This window comes from Flavobacterium psychraquaticum, from assembly GCF_034497725.1.
Lineage (GTDB): Bacteria > Bacteroidota > Bacteroidia > Flavobacteriales > Flavobacteriaceae > Flavobacterium > Flavobacterium psychraquaticum.
The window spans coordinates 287,976-313,701 of sequence record NZ_JAXKVR010000029.1 but is presented as its reverse complement, the minus strand read 5'-3'; the positions used below and the strand labels follow the sequence as shown (position 1 = coordinate 313,701).

The window sequence follows — 25,726 nt, the reverse complement described above, 5'->3', positions numbered from 1 at the left end:
TTAAAAGTTTGTAAAGTACTGTTCCTAAATCAATCCGTTCAACTCTTCAGAATTCCACCCATAAATCTTTTCATTTTTCATTAATAATTTTCTATTTTGCACACAAATTATAAAAAATGAAAAACGCCCCATTTATTACAGACGACACCATTGTTTTTGGATTTTTAATGTTATTATTGGCATTGGTATTTTATACTTCTTCTCAAAAAGAAGGTATTTGGAAAAAATTCTATGTTATCTTTCCGTCATTGTTGATGTGTTATTTGCTTCCTTCGATATTTAGTTCCTTAAATATCATTTCGCCAGAGTGGACTGAAATCGGTGAAAATGGTGAAATAATTACTAAAAAATCATCTATTTATTTCATTGCGAGTCGTTACTTACTTCCCGCGTCCTTGGTTTTACTCACCTTGAGTATTGACTTAAAAGCGATGTTCAAATTGGGGCCAAAAGCTTTGATTATGTTTTTCACAGGAACTATCGGAGTTATTATCGGCGGGCCAATTGCCATTTTAATTGTATCCATTTTTTCGCCAGAAACAGTTGGCGGTGCTGGTTTTGATGCCGTTTGGCGTGGACTTTCCACCATTGCTGGCAGTTGGATTGGAGGAGGAGCAAATCAAGCGGCGATGCTTGAAGTATTCAAATACAACCAAGAAAAATATGGTGCAATGGTTTTAGTAGATATTGTGGTGGCTAATATTTGGATGGCCGTTTTACTATTTGGTATCGGCAGAAAAGAGAAAATCGACAAATGGCTAAAAGCTGATAACAGTTCTATTGATGAATTGAAAGATAAAATGACAGCTTATGCTGATAATGTTACCAGAAATCCAACGTTAACCGATTTAATGGTTATTCTAGGAATTGCTTTTGCAGCAGTGGGACTTTCACATTGGGGAAGCAACACGATTTGTGATGTATTGAAAGCAAACTTCGAAATCGTAAATGACCCAACGAGTTTTGCCTCCACTTTTGGCGACCGCTTTTTCTGGATGGTTACTATTGCCACCGCTTTAGGAATTATATTTTCATTCACAAAACTAAAGCAATATGAAGGTGCGGGTGCGAGTAAAATAGGGAGTGTTTTTATCTATATTTTGGTCGCTTCTATCGGAATGAAAATGGATTTGGGTTCAGTGGCTAGTAATCCTGGTCTGCTGATTGTAGGGCTAATTTGGATGGCATTACACGTTTTGCTGTTGATTATAGTGGCAAAACTGATTAAAGCTCCGTTTTTCTTTCTTGCAGTGGGAAGCAAAGCCAATATTGGTGGAGCGGCGTCGGCACCAATTATCGCTTCGGCTTTTCATCCTTCTTTAGCGAGTGTTGGCGTTCTTTTAGCCGTTTTTGGATATGTTGCGGGAACTTATGGAGCTTTGTTAGCGGCGTTTTTGATGGAAGTTGCGGCTCCGAAGTAGGCAATTTTTTTAAGTTGGAAAAGTTTGAAGTTGTACTAACTATAGAATTATAAATTTATAAAATAATTTATGTTCCTAGCACAAGGTTGCGTGAGTGATCGTAGAGAAAATCCTTTTATGGAGTTTTTTACGGAATAAAAGATTAAAACGAAGAGCACGACCTGAAAGGGCACGCCCAAAATAGTATTTAAAATCTGCAAAATTGAATTTCCTACAAACCATCAAAATTCATTACCTTTGCATCAATTATTATTTTATTATGTTACATATAGGAGAGTTCAATACGTTAAAAATACTTAGAGATACAAATGTTGGCTTGTTTTTAGGAAGCGAAGAAACACAGGATGATGATGTTTTGTTGCCGAATAAATATGTGCCGAATAACTTCGAAATTGGTGATTCAATGACGGTTTTTGTGTATTTGGATCACGAACATCGCCCTGTTGCAACGACAATAAAACCGTATATTCAATTGAATGAATTTGCCCATTTGAAGGTGAATTATATGAATGAATTTGGAGCGTTTTTAGATTGGGGTTTGGAGAAAGATTTGTTTGTTCCGTTCAAAGAGCAAGCACGTCCGATGGAAGAAGGAAAGCGATATTTGGTGTATTTGTATATGGACGAAAAAACGAAGCGTTTAGTAGCATCGAGCCGTACCAACAAGTATTTGAGTAATGAAAATATGGATTTGGAACCAAATGAAGAGGTTGATATTTTAATTTCGCACATTACTGATGGTGGAATTAACGTAATTATCAATCAAAAACACAAAGGTTTAGCTTATAAAAATGAAGTCTATGCGGATGTAAAACCGGGTATGAAAACGGTGGGATATATCAAAAATATTCGTCCGGATGGAAAGATTGATGTGATGCTTCGCAAAGTAGGAGTGGACGCTATTGAACCTTCATCGCAACACATTTTAGATGAGTTAAAAGCCAATAGAGGATTTTTGCGTTTGACGGACAACTCCAATCCGGAAGACATCAAAACGGTTTTGAAAATGAGTAAAAAGAACTTCAAAAAAGCCGTTGGAAATTTATACAAACAGAAATTAATCGAAATTAGAGAAGACGGAATTTATTTGGTGTAAGGTTTTTAAAACATATAAGTCATATAAGTTTTTTGATGTAATGCTCTTTATTACTGCTATTTTTGAACTTAAAGATATTCTCGTTTGAGAAGTTGATAGATTACATTTAAGAAATAAAACACTTCTAAATGACTAATAAAAATAAAATATATCTAGTTTTAAGTGTCATAGTTTTACTACTGACTTTTGTTGCTATTTTTCAAAATTTCGAAACAATTGAATTTTTAGGAATGCAAACGGAAGTGATTTGGATTCCAATTTGGATCGCAGTTGTGATTTTACCACTTTTAAATATTTATGAAATCGCGGTAACAATTGACGGTTTTAGTAAATATTATTGGTTAGGTTTACTGCTAAACGTAATTACTATGTTTTTTATACTTCGTGAATTTAAAATGGAACTTCTACCTTAGTTTCAACATTTATTCTCCTTCTTCATCATTAAATTTGAACGGATAATCGCCAAATTTAGGAGCTAATCTTTTTGTTTGGTAAGGTTTGCGGGTGAATTTATTTGATATCGCAATAATTGTGACAGAATCTTTTCGCAAAGTTACGTACGAAGCCGTATTTCCGTGCCACCAACCGTTGTGGAAGAAATATTTTTGTCCTGTTTCAAATTCTAGCATTCGGATTCCTAAACCGTAATTTCTTGTTCCTTTTCTTTCATAACTATAGCCTTGAAACATTTCGTCTTTCATTTTTGTGCTCAAGAATTTTTCAGAATAAAGAGCTAAATCAAATTGTAATAAATCGCGTGGCGTTGTATATAAATTTTTATCACCATAAACGGCGTCTAAATATTCAAAAGCTAAACGTTTGTAATTTCCCTTATACGATTGACTTACTTCTTCTTTTGTTGCCATATCGCTAAAAATAAAGGTATTTTTCATACCAAGTGGATCGAAAATCATTTGTTGCAACGCCTCAGGAAAGGTTTTTTCCGTAAGTTTTTCAACGATTAATGCCAATAACGCATAATTGGTATTGCAATAGCTAAAGCGTTTTCCTGGTTTAGTTTCTAAGCCAATTTTCTTCGTAGCTAACAAAGTTAAAACATCTTGATTTGTTAAGACGTCTTTTTTATTCCAAACGCCTTTGTCATTTGTGAAATAGGCATAATTTCGCAAACCACTTCTGTGATTTAACAACATTCGAACGGTAGTTTCTTCGTATGGAAATTCAGGTAAAATTGTGCTGACTAAATCGTCTAACTGTAATTTATTTTGCTCTACTAATTTTAAAATTGTAACTGCCGTAATTACTTTACTCACAGATGCTACGTGCAAAGGCGTGTTCTGAGTGATCGAATCGTTTTTTTCTTTGTAGGCAAATCCAGAGTAATTTTCAAATAAAATTTCCCCGTTTTTGGCTACTAAAAACGATCCGCTAAAATCTTTGGGGTTGATTTTATCGGCATAAAAAGCTTCTATTTCATCTCTTTTTTTCTTTCTGTAAACTGTAGTTAATGGTGCAAAATCAACCGCATATTCAGAAACATTTCCTTTGATGTCTTTTACAGTAGATTCTTTTTTTATATCGGGCTTTTTTTGGCATCCGAGAATAAATAGAAACAAAAAAAGGATAGGTGTGTTTTTTAACATTGTAATTTTATTCTTTTATTATGATGTTTGGGTTGCTTTTCAAGAGTTCAGCTACAAACTGATCTCTGTTTTTTGGTGAAATATAAACATCATCGTATTGATTGTAATTGATAATTAAGCCTTTGTGGCTCCAGCCTAATTTTAATGTGACAGGTACAAATATAGAATTATTGTACTCAATTTTTCTTATTTTTTGAATATCAATTTTTCCTTTAAAAAAGCCACATTTGTATTTTAGTACTGCATTTAAAATGCTATAATAAGTTGTGAAAAATGAATAGAATAAAAAGACAAAGAGCAATCCAATTATAGTTAATGGAATCCATATTCCTTCGCCTTTATTTTCGTCACTTGGAGCACAAATAGCAATAAAACTAAAAATGCTTAGTAGAAAAACAAAGATGAAATAACTAAATATTGATTGTTCGGATTTATAGAGCATTCACGTTCGTGATTTTTTATCAAATTAATGATTTTTGATTCTGAAAACAAAGCAATATTTCTATTTTAACAAGTTTTTGTTACTATTCGATTGTAAAAAAATCATTACCCAAAGCAATAACATATTGAAATTCATAGTTTTGAAGAGACGCAAATAGCCACTTTAATATCCTTAGTCATTTCAGATATTTCTTGGCGAGCACGATTAAATTACTAAAGTAATATATTGCAAAACTTCATATATTTTTACTTAAATTTACATTTAATATTTTTTAATATAAGTGCTATTTAAACATACTGAAAATGAGTAAAATTAACTGGAAAACCGTAAAAGAATTTGAAGATATCACCTATAAAAAATGCGATGGCGTAGCACGTATTGCCTTCAACCGTCCAGATGTGCGTAATGCTTTTCGACCGCATACAACTAAAGAATTGATTGAAGCATTTTACGATGCACAAGAAGACACTTCTATTGGTGTAGTGTTGCTTTCGGCAGAAGGACCAAGTTCTAAAGACGGTATTTGGAGTTTTTGTAGTGGTGGCGATCAAAAAGCAAGAGGTAGTCAAGGTTATGTGGGTGCCGATGGGTATCACCGATTAAACATTTTAGAAGTACAACGAATGATTCGCTTTATGCCAAAAGCAGTTATTTGTGTAGTTCCAGGTTGGGCTGTTGGTGGCGGTCATTCGCTTCACGTGGTTTGTGATTTGACTTTAGCGAGTAAAGAACACGCAATTTTTAAACAAACTGATGCTGATGTTACTAGTTTTGATGGCGGTTATGGTTCAGCTTATTTGGCAAAAATGGTCGGACAAAAAAGAGCACGTGAAATCTTCTTTTTAGGAAGAAATTACTCCGCACAGGACGCGTTTGAAATGGGAATGGTAAATGCCGTAATTCCTCACGCTGAGTTAGAAGATACTGCTTTTGAATGGGCTCAAGAAATATTAGAAAAATCGCCAACGTCTATAAAAATGCTAAAATTCGCAATGAATTTAACAGATGACGGAATGGTTGGTCAACAAGTTTTTGCAGGTGAAGCCACGCGTTTAGCTTATATGACAGATGAAGCAAAAGAAGGAAGAGACGCGTTCTTAGAAAAACGTAAGCCTAATTTCGAAAAGAAATATTTACCATAAAGTTTAGAATTTAGAAGTTAGAATTCGGAATTTAGAATTCAAGAAGTGCAATTTTGAGAATGAATTTTTAGTTTGAAATTGCAATTTTCTCCTAAATTAAATATCAGAAATATGAGGTATAAATTATTATCATTATTATTTATAAGTGCAAGTTTTTTATTTGCTCAGGATTTGCCGACTGAAACTAATAATAACACTAAATTTCAAGTTGGTGTACATTATTTAGGCAATTTAAGAAATAACAACATCATTAGTGACGGATTTAATGGAGTTGTTGGAATTTCTGGTAATTATGCTTTTTATCAAAATGATAATTTAGCTTTTTCAGCAGGTTTAACATTGGATTATTTGCAAACAAGAGATGTTTTTCTTCAAAACGATATATTAATTTGGAATCCAAATATTAGTGTCGAAGCAAATCTTTTTAATGGAAAATTAACTCCTTTTTTCGGAATAGGTTATGCATTTTTCTCTAATAAATTTCAATATGTGTCGGGTGTGTTAGATCCTTTTGATCCTGCGTTAATGGCAAGAGAAAAAAAATTGAACTTTAATGGAATTACAATAAATCCAGGAGTAAAATATCATTTATCAGAATTATTGTTTTTAGAAGGAAGTTATAAATATTACCCAGTAAATTCTAGTGATATGGATGGAACAGCAAATGTGCATTTAATCAATTTAGGCATAGGTTTTAAATTTTAATTATGGAAAACTTTTCAAACGAAACTATTGATCTTCAAAATCTTCCAAAATTTGAAGAAGTACAACTAAAACCCTTACAAAAGAAGTACTTCCAAGTTATGTTGGTGAATTTCTTCGTGTTATTCGGACTAATTTTTATAGGATATGCCATAGTATTTATATTAAATCCATTTGAATGGACGCAAATGTTTATAAACGGAATTTTACCAGTAATTATTCTAGTTTGCATAGCTAGTTTTTTTTATATAAAATTGAGTTTCAGCAAAAAAGGCTTTGCTTTTAGAACGCACGATGCCATTTATAAATCGGGTTTAATTTCGGAAAGCACTACAGTTGTTCCGTTCAATCGTGTGCAACACGTGGCTTTACACCAAGGATTTATTGCTCGAAATTTAGGATTAGCTTCTATTGAATTGTTCACTGCCGGCGGAAGCAGTTCGGATTTAGAAATTCCGGGATTATTATTGGAAGAAGCTCAGCAAATTAAAAATATGGTTTCTCAAAAAATCAACCCACCAAAGCAAATTCCACTAAAAGAAGATCCAGAAGACGTATTTTCTGAAACCATAATCTCAGAAAGTAATGAGTAATTCTGTAGATTTTTCGAAACCACAAAGGCAATCACTCACTGGAATTCTAGTGATGTTTGTCAATACCTTGCAAAAGAGTGTTCGTGCTTTTTGGCCGATATTGCTGTTGTGGTTAGTAAAATTCGAGACTTTAAATAAATTAGTTGTTTTTGGAAGTGTAGCCGGTTTTCTGATTGTAATCGGATTTTTCTCGTATTTGCAATATTGGTTTTTTACCTTTTATATTGACGAAGAAACCAATGAATTTGTGATTCAGAAAGGTGTTTTGAAAAAGACTAAAATCACGATGCAATTGCATAAAATTCAACAAGTAAATATTAATCAGAGTTTAATTCAACGTTTGGTAAATGTCCATAAACTAGAAATCGATACCGCCGGAAGTGACAAAAAAGAAGGGTCAATTAGTGCCATTTCACACGAATTAGCGTTGATTTTAAAAGAACGCTTGATCCATTATTCAGAAATTAATCCAACTTCAGAAAATACTATAAACGAAAGCGAATCGGAACCAACAGCTTTCGTGAAAATCGGAATTTTAAGTTTGATAAAAATCGGATTTACTTCTAATTATGTAAAGAGTTTCGCTCTTATATTGGTTGTTTTTAGTACAATCTTAGAAAACGTGAGACAAATTAATGTAGCTGATGAATACGTTGAAAATCAAATTAATACTTTAGATGCTTTACCGATTCTCACTTCGGTTTTAGTATTTATTGCGATAATAATCGTTTTGGTTTTAGTTGTGAATTTGGGTCGAACGCTATTAAAATATTTCGATTTTACAATTCAGAAGAGTCATCAATCGATTGTGTTGACTTATGGATTATTGGCCACAAAAAATATTTTATTGAATCCTAATAAAGTGCAAATTGTAAAAATCACTCAAAATTATTTACAGAAGAAATTAGATGTCACAACCATTGGAGTGCGTCAGGCTTCTAGCGATGCTACAAAACAAACCGAAAAAGATAAAATTGAAGTGCCCGGTTGTTCTCAAAATGAAAGCAATGCGATTCTAAAATTGCTATTCTCAAAATTACCCGAAAAAGGAATTCTACATTTACCAAACTGGCGGAAGTTAGGAGTTAATACGTTCTTTTTATGGATGGTTCCAATTGCTATTGCTATACTTTTAAATTGGAATAATGCTTTTTTCAGCTGGAAGGAATTCGCTCTTTATGCTATAATTTTCTCCGTTTTTGCTGGGGTCTTACTTTGGTTTTCCTTCAAGAATTATAAATTATATGTGTCAAATGATTTCATCATCAAACAAAATGGTGCTTGGGATATTGATACAACCATAATTGAACCTTATAAAATTCAAGCGATTCAAACGCAACAATTTGCTTGGCAGAAAATAACCGATATTGGTTCGGTAACAATGTCAACAGCTGGTGGAACTGTCAGTTTTACAACGGCAAATTACACAGAAATTAAAAAGTTAATCAATTATTGGTTGTACCAAATTGAATCATCTGATAAAAATTGGATGTAAAAAATTGAAATAAAAAAATATGAAAAACTGGATTCAAGCCGCACGATTGCGAACGTTACCTCTTTCTATTTCAGGAATAATTGTGGGAAGTGCTTTTGCTTATTACCAAGGGTTTTCCGATTGGAGAATCGTAGTTTTAGCATTGTTGACGACTTTAGGCTTACAAATTTTATCCAATTACGCCAATGATTACGGCGATGGAATAAAAGGAACCGATGTAAATCGAATAGGAGAGAAGCGTTTGGTTGCCGCAGGAGTTGTTTCTGCTTCTCAAATGAAAAAAGCAGTCATAATTACGGCTTCAATCACATTTATTTTAGCAGTAGCTTTAATTTATTTTGCTTTTGGAAAGGAAAATTTCGCATTAAGTTTAATTTTTATTTTACTAGGAATTGGTTCTATTGGTTCCGCAATTAAATATACCGTTGGGAGTAATGCTTATGGTTACAGCGGTTTTGGTGATCTCTTTGTTTTTATTTTCTTCGGATTGGTTTCAGTTATTGGTTCTAATTTTTTATTCACGCATTTTATCGATTGGACCTTGTTTTTTCCTGCGATTGCTATCGGATTGTTAAGTGTTGCTGTTTTGAATTTAAACAATATGCGAGATATTGAAAATGATAGAATTGCTGGAAAGAATACTTTAGTGGTCAAAATGGGATTAGAAAAAGCGAAAAAATATCATTACACTTTAATTTCTATAGCTTTAGTTTTATTTGTCTTTTTCAGTGGAATGATTGCTATAAAAATGTACATTTATTTGCCAATTATTTTGGTGCTAGCAATGCATTTAAAAACAGTGAAAAAGTCTAAAAAATATGAAGATTTTGATCCAGAACTAAAAAAAGTGGCGTTAAGCACATTTGCGTTAAGTCTATTATTTTGTTTAGCTTTAGTTTTTCTAAGCTAAATATTTTTATAACAATTAATTTTTGTAAACTATGAAAATCACATTTTACGGTCACGCTTGTATTGGAATTGAAGTCAATGACGTCAATATTATTGTTGATCCATTTATTTCTGGAAATCCGAAAGCTTCTCACATCGACATTAATTCGCTTAAAGCCGATTTTATTCTACTTACTCACGCACATCAAGACCATATTTTAGATGTGGAAACGATTGCTAAACGTACCGACGCAGTGATTGTTTCTAATTTTGAAATTGCGTCGCATTATGGTGAAATGGGATTTAATTTTCATCCGATGAACCACGGCGGAAGTTGGGATTTCGAATTTGGAACTGTGAAATATGTCAATGCCATTCACACATCTTCTTTTCCAGACGGAAAATACGGCGGACAACCAGGCGGATTCGTAATTGAAGGCGAACGCAAGAATATTTACATCGCCGGAGATACTGCTTTGACTATGGATATGAAATTAATTCCAATGCGAACCAAATTAGATTTAGCGATTTTACCTATTGGAAGCAACTTCACAATGGATGTTGAAGATGCTATTTTTGCTTCAGACTTTGTGGAATGTGATAAGGTTTTAGGTTATCATTACGATACTTTTGGTTACATTGAAATAAATCACGAAGAAGCCAAACGTAAATTTTTCGACAAAGGAAAAGATTTAATGCTTTTAGAAATTGGTCAAAGTATTGAATTGTAATTCTTTGGCATTTAAATTGCATTTAGCTATTAAAAATTAAAATGAAAAAATTTTCATATACAGTTCTTTTCTTATTATTAACGGCACCTTTTTTCGCTCAGAAAACAGATGGATTTTGGGATAAAGAACGGGCAACTTCAAAAGAAATTAAGCTTTCAGCAGGAAAGAGAACCGTAATTAAAGCGGAAGATTTACCGGTGGGAACCACTGAATTTGTCTATCGAATTACCGTTTTAGATGAAAATCAAAAACTGACTTCGAGTTTAGTTTCGGTGTTAAAAGCCATTCCTGATCCTACCGGAATTAGCCAAGGAACAGCAGGTGCCATTCATTTAACTTCTTCCATTGCAGGAAATGACAAATGTACTTTTGCTTTGTTTCAAGAAGCAACTTCTGCAAACTTATTCCTAAAAGAAGGCAAAACCGATAAAGCGTGTTGGGAACAAAAAGAAAAAGTAAATAAAGATGCGAAGTTGATTTCAGCATCATCCTTATGTTTAGCGAATTTACCAAATTTATGGTTCGGTTTTGAAAGCCAAAACTGGGTAATGGATCAAAAAATAGTTTTAGAAGTTGTGCCTTGGGTCGATTATAAAGCCAGTAGAGGTTGGGATAAATCTTCTAAAAACGAATTAGTTGCAATAGCAAAAAAACTTCCTATTGTACCAAAATTGACCAAAAAAGAACAGTTTTATGCTAATTTCATTGAAAATATCACCAAAAAATATACTTATCGTGAATTTACTCAATTGTTGTCAGTTGAGAAAAATTCTGAAATTGAAAAAATTACGGAAGAAAGTTTAAAAAGTACTGGAGAACTAAAATTGCTCTATGATATCATTCGTGATAAATCATTCGTAGCTTTTCAAAAAGGAAGGTATGAAGAAGCTATTGAAACAATTCAAACGGAAATAATTAATAAAAATCGAGCTATTTCAATCGATTTTGGTATCTTAGGAGATTATTATCTGTATTCAAAACAATTTACAAAAGCAGAAGAAGCCTATTTACAAGGTCTGAAAATGAATCCGACTGAAATAAATTTCCAATTGAATTTGGCACACGTTTATCTGTTTACTGATAGAATTTCGGAAGCCAAAACAATTCATAAAAAGTATGCTCACGAAAGTTTATTCACCGGAAAAACTTGGACTGAACAAACAAAAATAGATTTTGAATCTTTTGAAAAGCATCAATTACCAACCAATAACTTCAAGAAAATCTTGAGAGTTTTAGAATAACCATTGAGGTCTAGGTATTTAAACTAGTAACCTTTTTAACCTTTTAATCCTATTTTGAAAGCAACCTATAAAAAGTATTTACTAAATTTTAAACATCCAAGTGGCACTTCACGAGGAATATTGACTGAAAAAGAAACTTGGTTTCTACTATTGGAAGAAAACGGAAAAACAGGAATAGGCGAATGTGGCATTTTGCGTTCCCTTTCTGTAGATGATCGACCGGATTACGAAGAAAAATTAAATTGGGTGTGCGAAAATATTCATTTAGGAAAAGACCAACTTTTGGATGAATTAATACATTTTCCTTCCATTCAATTTGGAGTTGAAACTGCCTTTCTTTCATTAGTTTCCAAAACACCTTTTGATTTATTTCCTTCCGAATTTACGGAAGGAAAAAAAACGATGCAAATTAACGGTTTGGTTTGGATGGGTGAAGAAGATTTTATGAAATCTCAAATCGAAGAAAAATTGGCAGAAGGTTTTACTTGCATTAAATTAAAAATTGGAGCCATCGATTTTAAAAGAGAATTGGAATTACTACGTTTCATCCGACAAAATTTTACGGCTGATCAGATTGAAATTCGAGTAGATGCAAATGGTGCGTTTAAACCAGATGATGCGCTTGAAAAAATGCAACAATTATCTCAGTTTAATTTGCATAGTATCGAACAACCGATAAAAGCCAATCAAGTTTCAAGAATGCGATTGCTTTGTGAAAATCCTCCTTTTCCTATAGCATTGGATGAAGAATTAATAGGTGTTTATGGCGTCGAAAACAAACAAGAATTATTAGAAAAAATAAAACCACAATATATTATTTTAAAACCAAGTTTAATTGGCGGATTTAGCGGCACTATAGAATGGGTTTCCGTTGCCGAAAAACTGAATATTGGTTGGTGGATTACATCCGCTCTAGAAAGCAATGTAGGTTTAAATGCCATTACGCAATTCACTTATACCTTAAAAAGTAGTTTGCCACAAGGATTAGGAACTGGAAGTTTATATACCAATAATTTTGATTGTCCGTTAGAAATTAATAGAGGTCAAATTCAATACAATCCATCCAAAAAATGGAATATTGAAAATTTAGCGTAAATAAAAAATCCAACAATTGTTGGATTTTTTATTGGTAAAAAGAAGAAATTTATTATTTCTTTTTATCTGTATTGATATCTACTTCAACATTTTTCTTCTTATCGGTAGTAGAAAATTCTACCCCGTCTTTTCCAACACTAATAGAAGTTCCAGGTTTTGGTTCTTCAACTTTTACAGGAACTTCCACTTCTTTTTCTATAACTACTGTTTTTTCAATTACTTCAACAGGTTCTTTTTTTTCTGTACACGATGTTAAAAACATAAATGTAATACTTGCGAATGTCAAGGCTATCTTTTTCATAATTTCTAAGTTTTAATTTGATAGGTGCAAGATAGGTCGGTTTTTAAGTAATTGTGTTGTAAGATTTTAAGATTTTGTTGTATAATTGAACTATTTTCATAGACTAAAAATAATTTTCAAGATAAATGCGAGTTGAGCCTACTTTAGGAACTTCGTGATAATTTGCTTAATTTAGCAATTCATAACTTATACTTCATTTTATGTTTCGTTTAAAATTACCAACCGACCCAAGATGGGCAAATATTGCTGAAGGAAATTTAGAAGAAATTCTAACAGATCACGCTTGGTGCGAATTAAAAGCATCGTCAAATGCGATTATGTTAATTAATATGTTGCCTGAATTTACTGAAATTACAACCGAGTTAACGTCGATTGCAATGGAAGAATTGGATCATTTTCAGCAAGTACACGAAATTATAAAAGAACGAGGTTGGGTTTTAGGACGCGAACGCAAAGATAGTTACGTAAACGATTTGTTCAAGTTTATGAAACCAGGGAATCGCAAGCATTTAATTGTGGAACGAATGTTGTTTGCCGCGATGATTGAAGCCAGAAGTTGTGAACGTTTCAAAGTACTTTCAGACAATATTGAAGACCAAAAATTAGCTGAATTTTATAGAGAATTGATGATTTCAGAAGCCAATCATTACACTTCGTTTTTAAATTTCGCACACGAATTAGCAGAGGAAGGTTATGACGTAAAAAAACGATGGGAAGAATGGTTAGAATTCGAAGCAAAAGTAATTCAAAGCTACGGTAAATCGGAAACGATACACGGTTAGGAGCCGAATTTTGTCATACTGAACTCGTTTCAGTATCTCAATTTACTGGTATTAATAATTTTTAATCCATTCGAAATTTTTATGGGTAATGGTTTCTTTTTGTAAATTTAAAAATTCAATATAAGCTTTTGCGGCAGGAGACATTTTTTTTGATTTTAACCAAATTAAATTCCAAGAAGTATTTATCGGAAGTCCGCTTACAGGAATAATTTGTAAATCATTATTTTTAAGCTCATTTCTTAGTCCTATTAATGGCATAATTGAACAACCTAGTCCCGCTAACACCGCTTGTTTGACAGCTTCATTGGAGGTTAATACTAGTTTTTTCCGTACCTCAAATTTATTTTTTGAAAGAAAGTGTTCCATAGCTTCTTTGGTTGCAGATCCAACTTCTCTATAAATTAAAGGATATTCTTCAAATAATTTTTTTTCAGAAATACCTTTTTTAAATTCCAAACTATTACTCGCTACATAAAATAGTTTGTTTTGCATTAATTCTATTTTTTCAACATTTAATTTCTTTGGCAAAACTGAAACTAGAGCGAAATCAACTTCGTTTTTTTCTAAACTTTCTAAAACTCTAGATTTATTAGTAACGTCCATTACCAATTCAACCCCTTCGTTTTGCTTCATAAAATCGGATAGGAAAAAAGGCATTACATATTTTGCTGTAGAAACGACCGATATTTTGAGACGCCCTGATAATTTTCCTTCATACGCTAATGTTCTAAAATTAATGGCATCGGCCTCGTTTATAATTTTTTCTGCAGCAATTGCAATCTCTTTTCCAAAATCAGTTACATAAAGTTTTCGTCCCACAACTTCAGTTAATGCGATAGGAAACTGATCTTGAAAATTTTTAAGTTGAATTGAAACTGCTGGTTGTGTCAGATTCAGCACTTCAGATGCTTTTGTGATGCTTTGTAATTCGGTTATTTTTAAATAAACCTGCAATTGATGTAGTGTAAAATACATAAAAATTATTTATACATTAGATAACAAATATAAATAAAAATTTATAGATAATAAATTTAATCTTTGCCCTAGAAAATAAATAACAAGTATCAAACACTATTTAAAGTATTATTTATGGAAACAAAAGAAGGGAAAACTGGCGAAAATGCTATTACGAACATTCAATTGGTGAAAGGTGAATTTACACCTGTTGAGGCATCGCACATCATTATGAATTTGATTAGTGAAAAAGTTAATTTTCATAAAATAGAACGTCTCCAGATATGGGAAGCTAATCACAATTGCAAAACAGAGCAGATTGATGCTAGGATAGAAGAGTTGGAAAACGAAAAACTAGTAGCCAAACAATTAATAAGCAGAGCAAAGGAGCTTGGAGCAAAATTAAAGATCAATAGTTCTCTTGAAGTAAGTTTCACAGAGGTTTCTCGTTTTTAATTTTAATTTAGCAAACACGGTTTTCATAATCAATAATCATTAAAAAATAAAAAATGAATTCTGAAAATACTACAGCTTTTCAAATCGCAAAAATATCAGCAGACACGGGTAAAAATTCTCAAAATTTAATTACTGCTAAAATCATTACATCTTTTTTATGGTTAGTATTTATTGGTAATTTAACTTTCCTTTCCTTAAATTTTAATTCCTTTCCAGAGTGGGTCATGGGCGACTTACTAAAAATCAATCGGTTCTCTTTGTTAATCTGGACTACCGTAACTTTTTTTAGCGCAATAGTAAGCAGTTATGCTAGTAATTATCTAAAGGGATTTAAATACCACGCTCGATTTATGTGCATAAGTTTAGCTTTTACTTCCTCAGTTATGCTTCTTGTTATAGCTAATCACGTGTTCCTCTTTTTATTCAGTTGGTTGTTTATGGGAATTTTTATGGCACAATTAATTGGTATTGATAAAAATTGGGGTGAAGCACGAGAAGCTTCGAAATATGCTCAAAAATATTTTTTATTAGGAACAGCATTTTTAACCTTAGGCTTATTGCTTTTAGCTTTTAATAGCGGCATTTTCACACTTTCTGAAATAACCTCAATTGTCAATGAACTTCCTACTTTCATTACAATTGCTGCGGCACTTTTAATAATTGCAGCAACAATTGTACAATCTGCAATTTATCCTTTTCACAAATGGTTACTCTCTGCAATGACTTCACCTACGCCTGCTTCTGCTTTAATGCACGCGGGATTTGTAAACGGATCTGGAATTTTATTAGCACTTTTTGCAAGTTTATTATTCGCTTCTAATATGTTAAATGTACTTTTTATTATTGGTGGTTTAACGGCTATAATCGCTCAGTTCACAAAACTTTTACAAGTGAATGTCAAGCAAAAATTAGCTTGTTCTACCATTGCGCAAATGGGTTTTATGATTATGCAATGTGGCTTGGGGTTTTTCAATGCAGCAGTTGTTCATTTAATTCTGCACGGTTTTTATAAAAGTTATCTATTTCTATCAGCGGGCGAAGAGATAGCTCAAACAAGACCTGAAAAGGCTATCGAATTAAAAATCCAACCCGGTCAAGCTTTTCTTGTTGTGTTGTTTGGTGCGCTAGGTGCATTTCTTTTTGCCACTTGGACAGGTAAAGGAATGCAATTAGATAGTGGCGTATTTTTAACCATAATCGTTGCAATAACAGTTGGCCAAGCAACCTATAATATCCTAAAAGAAAGAAGTCTATCTGTTGTACAAAAAATTACCGTTCCACCTTTATTGTTTATTTCTGGAATAGGTTTATATGCTTTAATGTACAACGGGGTAACTATTTTAATGTCCGATATGCCAATGATAGATCAACCTTTAGCCTTGTCTTCAACCCAAATTATCTTCAACGTAATCTTTTTAATCGGATTTTTTATTATGAAATTAGGAAGCTATAAAAAAATCCCTTGGCTTTATGTCAAGTTAATGAATATGTCTCAACCTTATAAAAAATCAGTTTTAATGTATAAATCTAAAGCAGTATAATATGAGCCAAATTATCTTAAACAGCATTGATCAAGCATCAAAAGTCATCGGAAAAACCTGGCCTTTATATAGTTTTGTAACTTCAAATCCTTTGTCGGGTTACGAAAATACATCTTTCAAAGAAGCTTTGTTTACGGCGGAACAATATTTAAACACAAATGTGTTTCCTGCGGCAAAATTATATCAACAAGCTTGGGAAAATGGCGCTATTTCCAGAGAAGTATTGATTAGCCTTCTGAAAGAAAATGGATTGACAGAATCACCAGAGCATTATTTAAAACAAATTACAGCGCTAAAAAGTGTTGAAAAATTAAATGAAAATCACGAAGTGGATCGAATTATGGCTAAGTGGTTGGCTGCTTTTATGGATGAAGGTTTGGCCGAGTGGGAAATGCCTTTTAAAAGTGAAGGATTTTATACAGCTTGGAGAAATTTAGTAATTTATGACGCCGAAACAGGTGCTACATCGCTTAAAGAAATTCCAAAAACGAGCTTAGAAACGATTGAAATAATACTAAAGGATTATTCTGAAGCACATTACACATCAATTTTCACACATCATTTAGCATCACTTCCTGGTTGGACGGGTTATATCAATCATCGAGAAAGTTCTGGCTCCGATTGGCAACAAGAGTTTCCAATTTGTATGATGGACTATTTGGCAGCAAGACTCTGGACTGCAAAGAAATTGAATATTTCCATCCTGCCAGAAAAACCAAAAGCTACAATTGGAAATGAAATAGCAAAATTACAATATGTTTGGCTGAAAGCTTGGGAGAAAAGTTGGCAAAATGCATTACTAGCTACTTTACAAGACAATTCACAATTAAGCGAAACAATAGCTGAAGTTCCTGATGCGCAAATGGTTTTTTGTATCGATACGCGTTCAGAATTAATCAGAAGACACGTAGAATCGAAAGGAAATTATGAAACGTTTGGTTATGCCGGATTTTTTGGAATTGCAATGGATTACACCGATTTAAAAAATGGAATCACACGAAAATCTTGTCCACCAATTGTAACATCCGCTTACACGGTATCCGAAAAGCCTCAAGCTAAAAAAGAAGAAGTTTTTTCAAACTTCAAAAATAAAAATAAGCAATCACAATTTACGAATCATTTCTTGACCCGAATGAAGAATATGTTGCCATCTGCCTTTGGTTTTGTCGAAGTTTCAGGTCTTTTTTACGGATTTTCACTTGTAGGAAGAACTTTAATTCCTAGAAAATTACATCAAATAAATAGAGGAAAAGAAGCGCAAACAGAAGCTATTTGCGAACCTAATATTCATAAAGCTATTAGTGCCGAACCTATCCCTGAAGATATTTCACTAGCGGAAAAGGTAGGAATTGTAAAATCAGGGTTTGATTTAATGGGTTGGAAACAATTTGCACCGCTAGTAGTTTTTGTAGGACACGGAAGTCATTCCACTAACAATCCTTTTGGATCAAGTTTAGATTGTGGTGCTTGTGCCGCAAGTCCGGGAAGGCATAATGCTAGAATGCTTGCTAAATTAGCTAATTTACCTGAAGTAAGAAACGCTTTGGCAGAACAACATAAAATTGTAATTCCTACCAACACCATATTTATAGGAGCTGAACACAATACTACAACAGACCAAATTGAATTATTTGATTCGGAAGTTCCACAATCTTATCAAGCCCAACTACAAGTTTTGAAAGCTAATTTAGCGAAAGCGCAACAAACAGCTACCCAAGATAGACTCGGTTTAAACTCAAATGGTGTCTCGACAGCCGAACAAAAAGCAAACGATTGGGGCGAAACTAGACCTGAATGGGGATTAGCCAAAAATGCGGGTTTTATAGTAGGCTCGCGTAACTTAACAAAGCATAAGAACTTAGATAGTCGTTGCTTTCTACATTCTTATGAATGGAATCTAGATCCCACGGGTGCAGCACTTGAAGGAATTATGCAAGGCCCGATGGTCGTGACGCAGTGGATCAACAATCACTACTATTTTTCCACGGTCGACAATAATGTTTATGGCGGAGGTTCTAAAATAACACACAACATCACCGGAAAATTTGGAGTGGTGCAAGGAAATGGTGGTGACCTGAAAATGGGATTGCCAATGCAATCGTTATTTGAATCAGACGAAGTAATGCACCATCAACCTTTGCGACTATCGGTACTTATTAACGCACCTGTTATGCGTATCACAGAAATATTAGAAAGAAATAATGACCTAAAAGAATTATTAGATAACGAATGGATTTATCTACTAGCTATGGATCCTACTCAAAATAATCAAGTAGTGAAATATGAAAAATCGATGCGATGGGTTGCGGAAACTACAAAAAAGGTTGCTTTGAAAAATGATAAAATAGAAGAGGCATCCTTAACAGAAAGTAATTAATAAAGTATGAATGAGAAATTAAACGGTCACCACATTTTTGGTGGCCGTTCCCTTGTAATTGCAACGATGCATCAAAAAGAAAGTGTTGTTGCACCACTTTTAGAAGAAGAATTGGGTGTAAAATGCTTTACAATTCCAACTTTAAATACAGATGTTTTCGGAACGTTTTCTGGTGAAATAAATCGAAATAATTCGCCCTTGCACACGGCAAAATTAAAAGCTTTTGCAGCTATAGCTTTGTGTGATGCTACTTTAGCAATTGCTAGTGAAGGTTCTTTCGGCGCTCATCCAGCTAGTCTTTTTGCGACTGCAAATGAAGAGTTAGTAGTTTTGATTGATAACAAAAATCAGCTGGAAATTGTAGGAAGACATTTGACTTTTAAAACCAATAGTAGCAGACAAGAAGTCAATAATTTATCCGATTTCGAAGAATTTAAAATAGCTATTGGTTATCCAGCGCACGGCGTCATTTTAAAAATACAACACGATATTACAAATGAAAAAGTCATTCATAAAGATTTCGCTTCGCCAAAGGAGTTGAATGAAATAGTTAGCTCTGCATTAGAAAAAAATCATAAAGTTGAAGTTGAAACCGATATGCGAGCGATGCATAACCCTACGCGAATGAAAGCTATTGAACAAGCGGTTCTCGATCTTGTTAAAAATTGCAACTCTTTTTGTCCGCAATGTAATACAGCCGGATTTACTATTCAGTCCGTGATTTCCGGTCTTCCTTGTGAATTGTGTCTTGTGCCAACAAAGTCTACAAAAGCCTATCGCTACCAATGCCAGAAATGTGATTTTATTGAAGAACAGCTGAAAGACGGAAGTGGATTTGAAGACCCAACATTTTGCGATTACTGCAATCCGTAGAATGGTTTGTTTTAGCAGAAAATTATTTACTATTCTTCGCTTCAATCCATTTACTCATAAATTTCGTGCTCTGTAAACTCTGATGTTGCAAAATTTGTCCTAAGAAATTTTGATTCCGATGCGATGTAATATTTTCAACTAAATCTTCAATTTTAATAGCAAAATCAGGTTCAAAAAGTGCTTTTTTATACACTTTTTCTAAAATTGTAAAACCGTTTTCTTGAGCCGTTTCCCAAGAATAGTTGTCGGAATATAAAGCTACAGCTTTTTCAATAAAATCTTCGTTATTTTCGGAAACAAATCCGTTCCAAGGCAAATCGTCGTGCATTGCTTCAGCTCCCATTTTTGTAGTAATTGAAGGCAATCCAAATTGCATCGCTTCAAATAATTTCCCTTTTAAACCCGCACCATAAGGAATTGGAGCTAGTAAAACTTTTGCTTTCGAGAAAACGTCTGCGACACTTTCGGCTCTTCCTTTAATTAAAAAACCATCTTTTTCATTGTGCAATTGTTTTGCTTTTTCGGTTACATAAGCACCATAAATATGCAATTCGGCTTCCGGAAGTTGTTTTTTAATCGCTTTCCAAAGTTGTTTCAGTTGTAAAACCGTTTGCCAATTCGGTTCGTGCAAGAAATTTCCAATACTTATAAAATGTTTTCTTTCTGAAAAATCTCGAATCTCAATCGAATTATGTTCATTTAAAAAAGGCAAATAAAACAATAAAGAAGCATCGATTTTAAACGTTTCAACAGCTAATTCCATCTCAAATTTCGAAATCAACAAAGTCAAATCGCATCTATAAATCGACGCCATTTCCCGCTTAAAAACATCCGATATATAATCTTCAAATAGCAACAATCTGTTTTGCTTAAAAGCAACTTCTCGGGCTTTTCTTAAAAAATGCAAATCTTCAGTATCTAGTATTCGCAAGGCATTCGGACAGTTTTCAAGCACACGCCAACCATATTGTTCTTCCATCATAAAACGGTCAAACAAAACGATATCCGGATCTAATTGCTTAATTTCTGCATCAAAACTGCCTGCATTTAATTCAATATTTTTTGTAGTTACGGAAAGCGAAACCAAATCGGCCGAAAAATCACCTTTAGATGCCGCAGATAAAAAAGTAACCGCATAATCTTGTCGCTGAAATAAAGCAATAATTTGCAACATTCTGCTTCCTGCTGCCGTCGATTTTGGTTCCGGCCAAACGCTTCCGATGATTACTAAATGTTTCATAAAGCAAAAGTAAAGTTTTTATCTGACTCTTTTGGGCGTTACCACAAGGGTCGCGTTTTCCGTTGCAATCTTTTTTGTGAAATTGAAAAAATTTCACAAAAAAGGATTTCCACTGCAACCGCTAACGCTGCCCTATCTTTCAATCACAAATATTTTCTTACATTTACTAAAATAATTAGTTATGATTTCTTTCTTTAAATATTGCCCACGTTGTGCATCAACCGATTTTAGTTTTCCAGAAAACCGTCGTTTTTTGTGCAATACTTGTGGATTCACTTATTATCACAACATCGCAGCCGCTGTTGCAATCGTTTTCACATTCGAAGACAAAATTTTATTTACAGTACGAAACATCGATCCCGATAAAGGAAAATTAGATTTACCCGGCGGATTTATCGATCCAAACGAAACGGCAGAAACAGCAGCTTGTCGCGAAATCGAGGAAGAATTAGGAATTGCCATTCAGCCGCAAGATTTGCGATATATTACTACTTCACCTAATAACTATTTGTATAAAAACGTTCCCTATCGCACTTTGGATATTTTCTACGAATGTGCATTGCCTTCCGAAGTAATCAAAATTAAAGCTGAAGACGAAATTCAGGAATTAATTTGGGTACAACGCAGCCAAATCGATTTATCTAAAATCGGATTTATATCGATACGAAACGTAATTGAAAAATATTATTTAGTTTAGGCACAATTCGTAAAACCATCGGGCATTGGACGATATGCATAATATTGTAAAACCTCTTCGATGGCTAATTTTAACGCCTTGTTTATCGGCACAATGATATTCCCTAATTTAAAATCAATTTGGGATAAATTCATATAATAATCGGTGAAAATAGGAACTTCCAATCCGTTATTGATTAATTCTATGGACTTGTCGAGGTTTTCTTTTTGACCTTCTTTAATGATTTTGCAAGTTACTAAACGCAATTTTCCGTATTTGTCGTTGTTGGCACCAAAACCAAAAAGACGACAAATTAAACCACGATATTTATAATCACTGCATTTTCCTTTGTTCTGGTCCAGCAAAGAAATTGGACTATAAATTAAACAAGTATGTGTAGTTGTATTGTTTAATTTTGCTAAGATTTTTTCAGCTTCACCATTTACAAATAAATGAAAAGCCCAAGGTAAAAACTCTAGTGGTGAAGCATCTAATTCCGGATGATTACAGCATTTTCCGCAGCCTGCAACGCAACTTAATTTTGTGTGATTTTGAAATTCTGCAATTTCTGAATCGAGATCATAGAATAATTTTTCTACTAAAACAACACGTTCTTCTATAGACATATTTTTTTTTCGAAGGTACTATAAAAAGGAATTTGTTGTTAGATTTGGTATATTTTTTTTCAATTTTTTAAAGGCTATCTCATAATTTTATAACATTATCTAAAAATTCTAAAACAGTAAGATTTTCTTTTCTTTTACTTTTAATTCAATTTAAAAGAATCGATTATGAAAGATAAAAAGACTAGTGTAGAAATAAAACATGTGGGTGATGAAGCTATGTCAATTCACAAGAGAAAAAAGGGCAGAGGCTACCAATATTTTGATGAAGATGGCAATAAAATTACCGATAAGTTATTGTTAAGCAGGTTTCGAAGACTTATAATTCCGCCAATGTGGAGCGATGTTTATATTTGCAAATGGGATGATGGCCACATTCAAGCCATTGGAAGAGACGCAAAAGGAAGAAAACAATATATCTATCATTCTGAATTTGAAAAAAAGAAGCAAGAAGAAAAGTTTGCCAAAATGAAAAAATTTGGCAAATCTTTGACCAAATTCAGAAAAAAGGTTTTGGAAGACATTGCCACAAAAGAGTGGAGTAGGCATAAAATTTTAGCACTTATCATTTTGCTTTTAGATGAAACTGGCATTCGGATTGGCAACAAACAATATGCGAGTCAAAACGGAACGGTTGGTTTAACGACTTTGCGAAGAAAACACATGACTTTCGATAAAAATCAAGTCGTTTTTGAATACAAAGGAAAAAGTAATCAAATGCGTCACGTTGAAATTGACGATGCTCATTTGGTTAAATTAATTAAGAAATCGTCGGAATTACCAGGTTATGAAATTTTCAGATACAAAGATGAAGATGGCCAATTTTATGCAGTTGATAGCGATGATGTCAATGAATATATTCGCACGTATATGGGTAAAAGCTTCAGTAGTAAGGATTTTAGGACTTGGGTCGCGAGTAGATTGGCGGTCGAACTTTATCCTTACGCAATCGAAGCTTTAGCGCAAACTAAAAAAAGAAAATTCAGCAATACGTTGATTCGAATGGTTGCTGATGAATTAGGAAATACACCAAATATTTGTCGCTCTTATTATATTCATCCCAACATTATGCAAAAAATTGAAGAGAAAAGTCTTCCAAATAAATTTCACGAAGATGACGGAATGAAGCAATTTGAACTTACTTCGTCTGAAAAAGAAGTGATGAAGCATTTGTAGCAAACTTAAAACTTTACTTTCCTTTAAAAAAAATGTTTGTAAATTTTATCTAAAGTTTATTTATATTCGCATTTGATTTTAAAATTTGCACTAAATTTTATAAGTAATTTGTGCTTTTGTAGGTTGTTTAAAATACGAATTAAATAGATTCAAATTAATAGGATATAAAATGAAAAATAGTTGTTATTTATTGATTTTACTTGCTTTTTTTCAACTTATGAGTTGTAAAGAATCTATTTCAGACACTGTTGTTGCAAATAATGCTGCACAAATTGTAACCGATACAATCACAGATGAAGTTGACAATGTAGATCGTATTAAATATAAAGATTTAATCATTTATCCACTTCATAGTTACGATAAAATTGCCAATCAATCTACGGGTTTTATTCCTTTAACGGATAGTTTTTCTTTTAGCGAACACAAAGATTCTATTGTAATTTCAGCTGAATATTTAGGAAAAAATGAATTTGAACAATTTCATACTTTAAACGAAAAATACCGAACGCGTTTTCTTAAGTTTATGAAGATAAAAGAAACCGACAACGTTTTTATTTACAATTATCGTTTAGATTCAATTTACACTTTTCAAGTAAAAGAATTACCGCTTCTAGCTCATATTTCGTTATATGGAACTGATGATTCAGTTATGCCTTATGACTATTTGATTGGTTTTGATTTGCAAAATTTCTTACCTATAAATGATTTGGGGATTTACTACGATGCTTTCGTTTATGTCGGGCGTGAAAATCCATTCAATACGGGAAAAATTAAACCTATTCTTTGGAAAAAAATGGCAGCAAATCAGCTGCCAAAAGAAATTAAAAGTAAGGCGATTTCTTCCACAAAAATCAATAAGCTTTATAAATTTCAAATGAATAGCTTTGATTATTTTCTGTTAAATGACACGCATTTAGTAATCGTGGAATCAGCAACTAAAAAAATAATTCTAGAAGAAATTTTTGTCGAAGGAGAATCGGAATCACCCGCTCCACTTAGTTTTGAAGGGATTGAAAATGAGAATTTGCCTCAACAGTGGACAGGGAATTTATTTAAAAACAAACCCGCCGTTTTTTTTGGATTTCAATACCATTCTTTTGGTTGTGAAGGAATAAATTTCATTGAAAATCCCGGAAATAGTATCTACATCTATTGTGATAACAGACATTAAAAACCAGCGTAAAACATTTTTTTATATGGTAATTGTAATTTTAAAATACAACTATTTTAGGAATTAGAATTTTAACGCCAGTTAAATTATTGAATATAGATAGGGCCTACATTAGTTAATAATTTTCATTTCACACGCATAAAATCGATTGATAAATTAGCGGACAATGAAATGGTTTAGCAAAAGAGCAATGCTTTAGATTTATCAAAAAAAAAACATTAAAGCATAACCACAAGGAATATTCACTAAACGTTTGAATTCAATTTAAGATCAAAGGTTACTTGCGATTAGAACAGATGAAATCAATACATTTAAAATTAATAAAAGTTGTATATATTTGAGGATGGTTATTAGTTACCAGCAAGCAATAAAAAATAGAATAATTAACAAAAATAAACTGATGAAAAAATACATTACTATATTAACTATTTTATTTTCAATTTTTTCTTATTCTCAAAGAGAAAATTAAGAATCGACTACAAGGAAATTTATAGAAAAAGCTCAATTTAAGAGAATTAATAAAGATTGGTCAACTATTGCAGAGTTTAAGTCTGGAATTGGAGAATATGTAAATTTTTATCCAATAGAAGTTATTGACCTTAAAAGTAATGAAAAAGTAAATGCGCTTCAATTAGATATGTTTATCAAAAATCCTGATACATTTAAAACTGTTTGGGTGGGTATTGATGAAGTTGAAGAGTTTATAACTTTCGTAGAAAAAAATGTGATACCAAATTTAAATCTAAAGTTCAAAGACAAATCAACAGAATTTATATTCACAGCTAAAGAAATGACTTTCTCATATTTTGTTTATGAAAAAGACAAAAAAATAACTATAAAACTTAATAGTTACGATAATCCTGAAATTTTAAATTATACTTTTTGGACAGAAACGCAAGTTGATAAAATTCCAAAACTGTTAGAAGTCTTAAAAAAAATTAAGTAAATAAATTGCCAGCTGTTAACACACGTTTGTGGCTATTGCGGAATTTAGTGGAATTACCGTTTTTTTCATATTTTCGTTTAGCCCAGAATATACGGTTTCGAAGTCCGCAACTGCCATCATCTAGAGAGCGGTAACATTATATGGACAATCTTGCGGTTCT

The 25,726-nt window shown here is 32.8% G+C and carries 26 protein-coding genes; 20 read left to right on the top strand and 6 right to left on the bottom strand.

The window, feature by feature from the left end; translation table 11 throughout:
* Positions 1–116: 116 nt before the first annotated feature.
* The 3 genes from T1L09_RS09595 to T1L09_RS09585 all read left to right on the top strand — a co-directional run bounded on the left by T1L09_RS09595 (position 117) and on the right by T1L09_RS09585 (position 2,930).
* A complete protein-coding gene (locus T1L09_RS09595) occupies positions 117–1,421 on the top strand; it encodes a DUF819 family protein (protein WP_322550742.1) in 1,305 nt (434 codons plus the stop codon).
* A gap of 259 nt (positions 1,422–1,680) precedes the next feature.
* Complete coding sequence (locus T1L09_RS09590) at positions 1,681–2,517, top strand: CvfB family protein (protein WP_322550741.1); 837 nt, start codon at positions 1,681–1,683, stop codon at positions 2,515–2,517.
* A gap of 128 nt (positions 2,518–2,645) precedes the next feature.
* Positions 2,646–2,930, top strand: coding sequence for a hypothetical protein (locus tag T1L09_RS09585; protein WP_322550740.1), 285 nt, complete (start codon positions 2,646–2,648; stop codon positions 2,928–2,930).
* Between the two features lie 9 nt (positions 2,931–2,939).
* Here the strand turns inward: T1L09_RS09585 and T1L09_RS09580 are convergent, their stop codons facing one another.
* Positions 2,940–4,121, bottom strand: coding sequence for a serine hydrolase domain-containing protein (locus tag T1L09_RS09580; RefSeq protein WP_322550739.1), 1,182 nt, complete (start codon positions 4,119–4,121; stop codon positions 2,940–2,942).
* A 7-nt stretch (positions 4,122–4,128) separates the two neighbouring features.
* Complete coding sequence (locus tag T1L09_RS09575; protein ID WP_322550738.1) at positions 4,129–4,563, bottom strand: PH domain-containing protein; 435 nt, start codon at positions 4,561–4,563, stop codon at positions 4,129–4,131.
* Between the two features lie 302 nt (positions 4,564–4,865).
* Between T1L09_RS09575 and T1L09_RS09570 the strand changes: the two genes are divergently transcribed.
* From T1L09_RS09570 to T1L09_RS09535, 8 genes are all read left to right on the top strand, one after another.
* Positions 4,866–5,705: a 1,4-dihydroxy-2-naphthoyl-CoA synthase gene (locus T1L09_RS09570; RefSeq protein WP_322550737.1), complete on the top strand. Its 840-nt coding sequence runs from the start codon at positions 4,866–4,868 to the stop codon at positions 5,703–5,705.
* Between the two features lie 111 nt (positions 5,706–5,816).
* Entirely contained in the window at positions 5,817–6,410 is a 594-nt protein-coding gene (locus T1L09_RS09565; protein ID WP_322550736.1) for an outer membrane protein, read from the top strand.
* A 2-nt stretch (positions 6,411–6,412) separates the two neighbouring features.
* Positions 6,413–7,000 carry a PH domain-containing protein gene (locus T1L09_RS09560; protein WP_322550735.1) on the top strand — a complete coding sequence of 196 codons (588 nt, stop codon included), beginning with the start codon at positions 6,413–6,415 and terminating at the stop codon, positions 6,998–7,000.
* Positions 6,993–8,495: a PH domain-containing protein gene (locus tag T1L09_RS09555; protein ID WP_322550734.1), complete on the top strand. Its 1,503-nt coding sequence runs from the start codon at positions 6,993–6,995 to the stop codon at positions 8,493–8,495. The genes T1L09_RS09560 and T1L09_RS09555 overlap by 8 nt, the downstream gene beginning before the upstream one ends.
* A 19-nt stretch (positions 8,496–8,514) precedes the next feature.
* A complete protein-coding gene (menA, locus tag T1L09_RS09550; protein WP_322550733.1) occupies positions 8,515–9,405 on the top strand; it encodes a 1,4-dihydroxy-2-naphthoate octaprenyltransferase in 891 nt (296 codons plus the stop codon).
* A 31-nt stretch (positions 9,406–9,436) separates the two neighbouring features.
* The gene (locus T1L09_RS09545) at positions 9,437–10,114 is read left to right on the top strand and encodes a metal-dependent hydrolase (protein WP_322550732.1); all 678 of its coding nucleotides are present in this window, start codon (positions 9,437–9,439) and stop codon (positions 10,112–10,114) included.
* A 41-nt stretch (positions 10,115–10,155) separates the two neighbouring features.
* Positions 10,156–11,355 carry a tetratricopeptide repeat protein gene (locus tag T1L09_RS09540; RefSeq protein ID WP_322550731.1) on the top strand — a complete coding sequence of 400 codons (1,200 nt, stop codon included), beginning with the start codon at positions 10,156–10,158 and terminating at the stop codon, positions 11,353–11,355.
* 54 nt (positions 11,356–11,409) lie between these two features.
* Entirely contained in the window at positions 11,410–12,450 is a 1,041-nt protein-coding gene (locus tag T1L09_RS09535; protein ID WP_322550730.1) for an o-succinylbenzoate synthase, read from the top strand.
* Between the two features lie 52 nt (positions 12,451–12,502).
* Here the strand turns inward: T1L09_RS09535 and T1L09_RS09530 are convergent, their stop codons facing one another.
* Positions 12,503–12,751 (bottom strand): hypothetical protein, encoded by a 249-nt coding sequence (locus tag T1L09_RS09530; RefSeq protein ID WP_322550729.1) that lies wholly within the window; start codon positions 12,749–12,751, stop codon positions 12,503–12,505.
* 200 nt (positions 12,752–12,951) lie between these two features.
* Between T1L09_RS09530 and T1L09_RS09525 the strand changes: the two genes are divergently transcribed.
* Complete coding sequence (locus T1L09_RS09525; RefSeq protein ID WP_322550728.1) at positions 12,952–13,533, top strand: MiaE family protein; 582 nt, start codon at positions 12,952–12,954, stop codon at positions 13,531–13,533.
* Between the two features lie 51 nt (positions 13,534–13,584).
* Here T1L09_RS09525 and T1L09_RS09520 read toward each other — a convergent pair whose 3' ends face one another.
* Positions 13,585–14,508 (bottom strand): LysR family transcriptional regulator, encoded by a 924-nt coding sequence (locus tag T1L09_RS09520; RefSeq protein ID WP_322550727.1) that lies wholly within the window; start codon positions 14,506–14,508, stop codon positions 13,585–13,587.
* 114 nt (positions 14,509–14,622) lie between these two features.
* Between T1L09_RS09520 and T1L09_RS09515 the strand changes: the two genes are divergently transcribed.
* The 4 genes from T1L09_RS09515 to T1L09_RS09500 are packed head-to-tail and all read left to right on the top strand — an operon-like array spanning position 14,623 to position 19,734.
* Complete coding sequence (locus T1L09_RS09515) at positions 14,623–14,943, top strand: hypothetical protein (protein ID WP_322550726.1); 321 nt, start codon at positions 14,623–14,625, stop codon at positions 14,941–14,943.
* A 53-nt stretch (positions 14,944–14,996) separates the two neighbouring features.
* Positions 14,997–16,484, top strand: coding sequence for a proton-conducting transporter transmembrane domain-containing protein (locus tag T1L09_RS09510; RefSeq protein WP_322550725.1), 1,488 nt, complete (start codon positions 14,997–14,999; stop codon positions 16,482–16,484).
* A 1-nt stretch (position 16,485) separates the two neighbouring features.
* The gene (locus tag T1L09_RS09505; RefSeq protein ID WP_322550724.1) at positions 16,486–18,861 is read left to right on the top strand and encodes a DUF2309 domain-containing protein; all 2,376 of its coding nucleotides are present in this window, start codon (positions 16,486–16,488) and stop codon (positions 18,859–18,861) included.
* Between the two features lie 6 nt (positions 18,862–18,867).
* The gene (locus T1L09_RS09500; protein ID WP_322550723.1) at positions 18,868–19,734 is read left to right on the top strand and encodes a DUF6671 family protein; all 867 of its coding nucleotides are present in this window, start codon (positions 18,868–18,870) and stop codon (positions 19,732–19,734) included.
* A gap of 22 nt (positions 19,735–19,756) precedes the next feature.
* On the opposite strand, the gene T1L09_RS09495 is transcribed toward T1L09_RS09500, so the two are convergent.
* Positions 19,757–20,974: a glycosyltransferase family 4 protein gene (locus tag T1L09_RS09495; protein ID WP_322550722.1), complete on the bottom strand. Its 1,218-nt coding sequence runs from the start codon at positions 20,972–20,974 to the stop codon at positions 19,757–19,759.
* 181 nt (positions 20,975–21,155) lie between these two features.
* Here T1L09_RS09495 and T1L09_RS09490 point away from each other — a divergent pair, with 181 nt between their 5' ends.
* Positions 21,156–21,671 carry an NUDIX hydrolase gene (locus T1L09_RS09490; RefSeq protein WP_322550721.1) on the top strand — a complete coding sequence of 172 codons (516 nt, stop codon included), beginning with the start codon at positions 21,156–21,158 and terminating at the stop codon, positions 21,669–21,671.
* On the opposite strand, the gene T1L09_RS09485 is transcribed toward T1L09_RS09490, so the two are convergent.
* Complete coding sequence (locus tag T1L09_RS09485) at positions 21,668–22,276, bottom strand: YkgJ family cysteine cluster protein (RefSeq protein WP_322550720.1); 609 nt, start codon at positions 22,274–22,276, stop codon at positions 21,668–21,670. The genes T1L09_RS09490 and T1L09_RS09485 overlap by 4 nt on opposite strands.
* A gap of 165 nt (positions 22,277–22,441) precedes the next feature.
* Here T1L09_RS09485 and T1L09_RS09480 point away from each other — a divergent pair, with 165 nt between their 5' ends.
* From T1L09_RS09480 to T1L09_RS09470, 3 genes are all read left to right on the top strand, one after another.
* Complete coding sequence (locus T1L09_RS09480; RefSeq protein ID WP_322550719.1) at positions 22,442–23,449, top strand: DNA topoisomerase IB; 1,008 nt, start codon at positions 22,442–22,444, stop codon at positions 23,447–23,449.
* Between the two features lie 217 nt (positions 23,450–23,666).
* Positions 23,667–24,620: a hypothetical protein gene (locus T1L09_RS09475; RefSeq protein WP_322550718.1), complete on the top strand. Its 954-nt coding sequence runs from the start codon at positions 23,667–23,669 to the stop codon at positions 24,618–24,620.
* A gap of 637 nt (positions 24,621–25,257) precedes the next feature.
* The gene (locus T1L09_RS09470; protein WP_322550717.1) at positions 25,258–25,566 is read left to right on the top strand and encodes a hypothetical protein; all 309 of its coding nucleotides are present in this window, start codon (positions 25,258–25,260) and stop codon (positions 25,564–25,566) included.
* Positions 25,567–25,726: the final 160 nt, after the last annotated feature.

What these genes read in the sequence shown, in the direction of transcription:
- T1L09_RS09595 (WP_322550742.1), top strand. Translation starts at nt 117, where the DNA reads ATGAAAAACGCCCCATTTATTACAGACGACACCATTGTTTTTGGATTT.
- T1L09_RS09590 (WP_322550741.1), top strand. Translation starts at nt 1,681, where the DNA reads ATGTTACATATAGGAGAGTTCAATACGTTAAAAATACTTAGAGATACA.
- T1L09_RS09585 (WP_322550740.1), top strand. Translation starts at nt 2,646, where the DNA reads ATGACTAATAAAAATAAAATATATCTAGTTTTAAGTGTCATAGTTTTA.
- T1L09_RS09580 (WP_322550739.1), bottom strand. Translation starts at nt 4,121, where the DNA reads ATGTTAAAAAACACACCTATCCTTTTTTTGTTTCTATTTATTCTCGGA.
- T1L09_RS09575 (WP_322550738.1), bottom strand. Translation starts at nt 4,563, where the DNA reads ATGCTCTATAAATCCGAACAATCAATATTTAGTTATTTCATCTTTGTT.
- T1L09_RS09570 (WP_322550737.1), top strand. Translation starts at nt 4,866, where the DNA reads ATGAGTAAAATTAACTGGAAAACCGTAAAAGAATTTGAAGATATCACC.
- T1L09_RS09565 (WP_322550736.1), top strand. Translation starts at nt 5,817, where the DNA reads ATGAGGTATAAATTATTATCATTATTATTTATAAGTGCAAGTTTTTTA.
- T1L09_RS09560 (WP_322550735.1), top strand. Translation starts at nt 6,413, where the DNA reads ATGGAAAACTTTTCAAACGAAACTATTGATCTTCAAAATCTTCCAAAA.
- T1L09_RS09555 (WP_322550734.1), top strand. Translation starts at nt 6,993, where the DNA reads ATGAGTAATTCTGTAGATTTTTCGAAACCACAAAGGCAATCACTCACT.
- menA (WP_322550733.1), top strand. Translation starts at nt 8,515, where the DNA reads ATGAAAAACTGGATTCAAGCCGCACGATTGCGAACGTTACCTCTTTCT.
- T1L09_RS09545 (WP_322550732.1), top strand. Translation starts at nt 9,437, where the DNA reads ATGAAAATCACATTTTACGGTCACGCTTGTATTGGAATTGAAGTCAAT.
- T1L09_RS09540 (WP_322550731.1), top strand. Translation starts at nt 10,156, where the DNA reads ATGAAAAAATTTTCATATACAGTTCTTTTCTTATTATTAACGGCACCT.
- T1L09_RS09530 (WP_322550729.1), bottom strand. Translation starts at nt 12,751, where the DNA reads ATGAAAAAGATAGCCTTGACATTCGCAAGTATTACATTTATGTTTTTA.
- T1L09_RS09525 (WP_322550728.1), top strand. Translation starts at nt 12,952, where the DNA reads ATGTTTCGTTTAAAATTACCAACCGACCCAAGATGGGCAAATATTGCT.
- T1L09_RS09520 (WP_322550727.1), bottom strand. Translation starts at nt 14,508, where the DNA reads ATGTATTTTACACTACATCAATTGCAGGTTTATTTAAAAATAACCGAA.
- T1L09_RS09515 (WP_322550726.1), top strand. Translation starts at nt 14,623, where the DNA reads ATGGAAACAAAAGAAGGGAAAACTGGCGAAAATGCTATTACGAACATT.
- T1L09_RS09510 (WP_322550725.1), top strand. Translation starts at nt 14,997, where the DNA reads ATGAATTCTGAAAATACTACAGCTTTTCAAATCGCAAAAATATCAGCA.
- T1L09_RS09505 (WP_322550724.1), top strand. Translation starts at nt 16,486, where the DNA reads ATGAGCCAAATTATCTTAAACAGCATTGATCAAGCATCAAAAGTCATC.
- T1L09_RS09500 (WP_322550723.1), top strand. Translation starts at nt 18,868, where the DNA reads ATGAATGAGAAATTAAACGGTCACCACATTTTTGGTGGCCGTTCCCTT.
- T1L09_RS09495 (WP_322550722.1), bottom strand. Translation starts at nt 20,974, where the DNA reads ATGAAACATTTAGTAATCATCGGAAGCGTTTGGCCGGAACCAAAATCG.
- T1L09_RS09490 (WP_322550721.1), top strand. Translation starts at nt 21,156, where the DNA reads ATGATTTCTTTCTTTAAATATTGCCCACGTTGTGCATCAACCGATTTT.
- T1L09_RS09485 (WP_322550720.1), bottom strand. Translation starts at nt 22,276, where the DNA reads ATGTCTATAGAAGAACGTGTTGTTTTAGTAGAAAAATTATTCTATGAT.
- T1L09_RS09480 (WP_322550719.1), top strand. Translation starts at nt 22,442, where the DNA reads ATGAAAGATAAAAAGACTAGTGTAGAAATAAAACATGTGGGTGATGAA.
- T1L09_RS09475 (WP_322550718.1), top strand. Translation starts at nt 23,667, where the DNA reads ATGAGTTGTAAAGAATCTATTTCAGACACTGTTGTTGCAAATAATGCT.
- T1L09_RS09470 (WP_322550717.1), top strand. Translation starts at nt 25,258, where the DNA reads ATGTTTATCAAAAATCCTGATACATTTAAAACTGTTTGGGTGGGTATT.